The 2,719-nt window shown below is 46.0% G+C and carries 3 protein-coding genes; all 3 read right to left on the reverse strand.

The genetic code is table 11. The features are described from left to right. Positions 1-138: RNA-binding S4 domain-containing protein (locus AC1DWB_RS33305; RefSeq protein ID WP_477545379.1), on the reverse strand; the 138-nt coding region annotated here is incomplete at its 3' end. Positions 139-151: 13 nt separating this feature from the next. After that, on the reverse strand, positions 152-1,297 hold the full coding sequence (dnaN, locus tag AC1DWB_RS33310; protein ID WP_477545377.1) for a DNA polymerase III subunit beta: 1,146 nt from the start codon (positions 1,295-1,297) through the stop codon (positions 152-154). A gap of 162 nt (positions 1,298-1,459) precedes the next feature. Beyond that, positions 1,460-2,719 (reverse strand): chromosomal replication initiator protein DnaA (gene dnaA, locus AC1DWB_RS33315; protein WP_477545378.1); only part of this gene is annotated, 1,260 nt, incomplete at its 5' end.

Raw genomic sequence — 2,719 nt, forward strand, 5'->3', positions numbered from 1 at the left:
GTTATCCACAATGCCGTTAATGTGGATAGTAGCTTCTTGCAGGAAAATTTTCGCTTGTCCACCTGTGGATATGCAGTCAGCCAGCTTCAAAAACTGTCCTAATGCGATATATGGTGTCGTGATCTCAATTTGTCTCATCTGTGCGCTCCGATCAGTTCGTCGTACGGTAAGGCATAATTAGGTGCAGCATATTGGCATGATCTTCAGGTTTTATAATAATGGGCTGCATAGGCCCACGGAATCCCATGGCGATGTATTCACTGTCAATTACTTTAAGTGCATCGAGCATATATTTGGAATTGAAGGATATGCTGATCAAATCACCTGTCAGCTTGTTAACGTCTACTTGCTCCGTTACTTTGCCCAATTCGGCTGAACTTGAGGAAATTTCCACCGTTTGAGCATCCTTCATCGTTAGTTTAACGATATTCGTTTTTTCTTCTCTAGACAATAGATAGGCGCGGTCTATAGCTTCCGCAAGCTTCTTCGTATCTATCGTCATCTCGGTGCTGAAGGAAGCCGGTATTAATTTGGACGTATCCGGATAAGTCCCATCTAGAATCCTAGTGAAGAACAGGATGGAATCGAGCTTGAATAATACTTGGTTATCCGCTACAACGATGTCGATTAACAGCGATTGATCAGGAAGCAGCTTATTTAATTCATTCAAGCTTTTCCCCGAAATGACAATGTTCGTGCGAGGCTCCCACTGTTCACTCGGTTGAATCTGGGCCTCTCGACTAGCCATACGCAAACGGTCGCATGCGATCAGCTTCAGCTCATTCTCTTCAAAATGCCAGAGAACTCCGGTCAGAATCGGACTAGTCTCACTGGTCGAGACGGCGAATGTCGTTTGCCTAATCATCATTTTCATAAGGTCACTGGAGACGGATACTTTATGATCTTCTTCCAGTAACGGTAATTGAGGGTATTCCTCTGGATCAAGGCCGACTAGCTGGATCTCTGCAGAGCCGGAACGGATCCACGTGATGAAGTTATCTTTAACTTGCAGCTCCACCTGTACAGACGGAAGTTTCCGAATCATTTCTGAGAAAAATTTGGCGGGTACCACAACACTTCCGGGTTGGATCACATCGACAATCGACAAGCCTTCCTTTTCCGTCGGCACGTGACTCTGAATCGATATTTCCGTATCGCTTGCCGTGAAAGTTACGCCTTGGCTATCTACCTCTATTTTAATCCCGCTTAAGATTGGAATCGTTGGTCGGGATGAGATTGCCTTAGACACATGTTGAATGGCTTCGTTTAATTGATCTTTCAAAATTAAAATGTTCATCATGTCACTCCCGTGGTTCTATTTCACGACAATTGTTCATAAGAATATAGGTTTAAAATCTCTTTAGTAGCAGTAGGGGCCCTGAATATGTGGATATGTGGGTTAAACCCTTAATAAGCAAGCCTATCCACATGTGAATAGTTTGTGCATAGGCTCACTTCGTCAAACTGACGCATTTTTGATTTTTTCGGTAATATTGTGGACAATTTTATATAAGTCCTGATCCTGTTGAACGGCATTCGATATTTTCTCATGCGCGTGAATGACAGTTGTATGATCACGCCCTCCGAAGGCATCTCCAATCTTGGGGAGAGAATAATCGGTGAGCTCCCTGGAAAGGTACATAGCCACTTGTCTAGGAAACGCGACGGCTTTCGTTCGCTTGCGAGCTTTGAATTCTTCAATCTTCAAGCCGTAGAACTCACCTACTCGCTGCTGAATATCTTGAATCGTAATCATTCTCGGCCGACTAGAAGGAATGATATCCTTCAGTGCTTCTGCAGCAAGGTGAGTCGAGATGTCTTGGTTAATCAGCGAGGAATACGCTACGACCCGAATAAGCGCACCTTCCAACTCCCGAATATTCGTATCGATTTGATTGGCTATGTACACCATGGCTTCGTTAGGAATGTCGAGGTTCTCAGCCTTCGCCTTCTTGCGTAGAATGGCGATTCGCGTCTCAAGGTCCGGCGGCTCAATGTCGGTTATCAATCCCCATTCGAAGCGGGAACGCAGTCGGTCTTCCAGCGTAGGAATTTCTTTCGGCGGGCGATCGCTTGAGATAATGACGGCCTTGCGTTCTTCATGAAGCGCATTGAATGTGTGGAAAAATTCTTCCTGGGTCTGTTCTTTTCCGGCCAAAAACTGAATATCGTCTATAAGCAACACGTCTATATTCCGGTATTTGTTACGGAAGCTCTCACCACGGTTATCGCGAATCGCATTGATGAATTCGTTCGTGAATTTCTCGGACGAGATATACAGCACCTTGGCACTAGGATTGTGATCCAGCACATAGTGGCCAATGGCGTGCATGAGATGGGTCTTACCAAGCCCTACTCCCCCGTATAAGAACAACGGATTGTACGCCTTACCGGGCGCTTCGGCAACTGCCAGCGATGCGGCATGCGCGAAACGGTTGCCGAGACCGACGACGAATGTATCGAATGTATACTTCGGGTTCATGTTATTGGTGAACGGATCGTCGGACACCATATTCGTCTTGACCGGTTCCGTTATGGGGACCACAACAGGCTTAGACGGTGTCGGCTGCTCCATTTCCTGCAGCGTGAACGAAAGCGCTACGTCCCTGMCAAGTACCTCGAATACCGTGCTGCGAATCATCTTCGAATAGCGGCTTTCTAGCCATTCCATAGAATATTTGTTCGGTGCACAAATAACAAGCGATGTATCGGTAAATAC

It is taken from the genome of Paenibacillus sp. P4_E11 (genome assembly GCF_056401635.1).